The organism is Mesorhizobium sp. M7A.F.Ca.AU.001.01.1.1 (genome assembly GCF_004022735.1).
Classification (GTDB): Bacteria; Pseudomonadota; Alphaproteobacteria; order Rhizobiales; family Rhizobiaceae; genus Mesorhizobium; species Mesorhizobium ciceri.
This window is the reverse complement of the sequence record NZ_RZPF01001051.1, coordinates 1-1,499: the sequence shown is the minus strand read 5'-3', so window position 1 is coordinate 1,499 and position 1,499 is coordinate 1. Positions and strand designations below refer to the sequence as shown.

Here is a 1,499-nt window from a genome sequence, read left to right as displayed (position 1 = left end):
GGCCTTTTGTCCTCGACATGCACGACCTCCGCCGAGACGCCGGCGGCGTCGGCCGATGCCTTGCACTTGTCGAGAACTTCCTTGGCGTATTTGCGCGCTTCTTCCTGATAGGCGGCCAGTTCATCGCCGGCGGCGTAGCCGGCCATGGCGCCGCCCCAGGCGAAGATCGGGAATTGTTCGGAGACGGTGATGAAAGTAACAGAGGCGCCGAGGCCCTTGGCCAATGTCAGGCCGTGGGTAACGCCCTTGTCGGCCAGTTCCGATCCGTCCGTGGCGATGAGCAAATGTTTGTACATGATGACATGACCTGTTGCGCAAGGGCCGATGCCCTTGAGGTGGCGGGAGCCTTGTGGAGGGCTGGCCTTGATATAGTTGCGGCCTCGGGCCGATCACAGGGCCGGCCCCGCCGCGGATCAAGGCCAGGCGACCACGCAGTCTTGTACCAAGCGGATTCCCCTTTGCCGCATCGTCGCCTAAGGTGCCGGTGACATTGAAAGGCAGTCCATGAGCAACCCGTATCCGCAAATCCATCTGGTCCGGCATGGTGAAACGGCATGGAGCCTTTCGGGGCAGCATACCGGCCGCACCGACATGCCGTTGACCCCGGTTGGCGAGGCCGCCGCGCGGGGTCTCGCGGACAGGCTCGAGGGCCTGTCTTTTTCGGCCGTATGGTCGAGCCCGTCGCAGCGCGCCTACAACACCAGCGTACTGGCCGGCTTCGGCGCGCAGAGCGTCAAGAAGGACGATCTGCAGGAGTGGGACTATGGCGCCTATGAGGGGCTGACGACAAAACAGATCCTGGCCGAGCGCCGCGGCTGGAATGTGTTTCGCGATGGGTGTCCAAAGGGCGAGATGGCGGCCGATGTCGGCGCGCGGGCCGACAGGATTATCGCTGGGCTGCGCGAGGCCAATGCCAGCATATTGGTGTTTTCCAGCGCGCATTTTCTGCGCGTGCTGGCGGCGCGCTGGATCGGGCTGCCGCCGGAGGGCGGCGCGCTGCTCGTGCTCGATACGGCCAGCATCAGCGTGCTCGGCTACGAGCATGATTTGAGCGAGCCGGTCATCCGGAAATGGAACCAGAAATAGAGCAGCTTCGGCCAGCGGCGCCGCTTACGCCTATCTGTCGAATTTCCTGATCGCCTCAGCGGTTACCGGCGTGAAGAAATTCACCAGATTGCCGTCAGGGTCGCGAAACAGCAGCGAGCGGTTGCCCCAGGGCATGGTGGTCGGCTTCTGCACAGTGATATTCCTGAGGAGGTCCGAGAGCCTGGCGAATTCAGCATCGACGTCGCCGACGCGGAACTCGATGATGGCGGTGTGGTTGTCGGCGGGGCGGGCGATGTCGCCGCCGAACAGCATCAAGGTGCGCGTGCTGCCGATCGCCAGCGTGCAGGTCGGCGTCGCCAGTTCGGCGAAGTCTTCCGTGTACACCGTCACGGGCATGCCGGTGATCTCACCGTAGAAGTGAACGAGACGCTGGACGTCCGACGTGATGATGC

General features: G+C 63.6%; 3 protein-coding genes. 1 reads left to right on the top strand and 2 read right to left on the bottom strand.

What is annotated here, in order from left to right; all coding sequences use genetic code 11:
- Window positions 1–296, bottom strand: a 296-nt coding sequence (locus EN884_RS35650; RefSeq protein ID WP_164895415.1) for a universal stress protein, incomplete at its 3' end; no start/stop codon positions are given.
- 208 nt (window positions 297–504) lie between these two features.
- On the opposite strand from EN884_RS35650, the gene EN884_RS35645 reads away from it, so the two are divergent.
- The gene (locus EN884_RS35645) at window positions 505–1,086 is read left to right on the top strand and encodes a histidine phosphatase family protein (RefSeq protein ID WP_063168650.1); all 582 of its coding nucleotides are present in this window, start codon (window positions 505–507) and stop codon (window positions 1,084–1,086) included.
- 30 nt (window positions 1,087–1,116) lie between these two features.
- Here EN884_RS35645 and EN884_RS35640 read toward each other — a convergent pair whose 3' ends face one another.
- Window positions 1,117–1,497 carry a VOC family protein gene (locus tag EN884_RS35640; protein WP_245492048.1) on the bottom strand — a complete coding sequence of 127 codons (381 nt, stop codon included), beginning with the start codon at window positions 1,495–1,497 and terminating at the stop codon, window positions 1,117–1,119.
- Window positions 1,498–1,499: the final 2 nt, after the last annotated feature.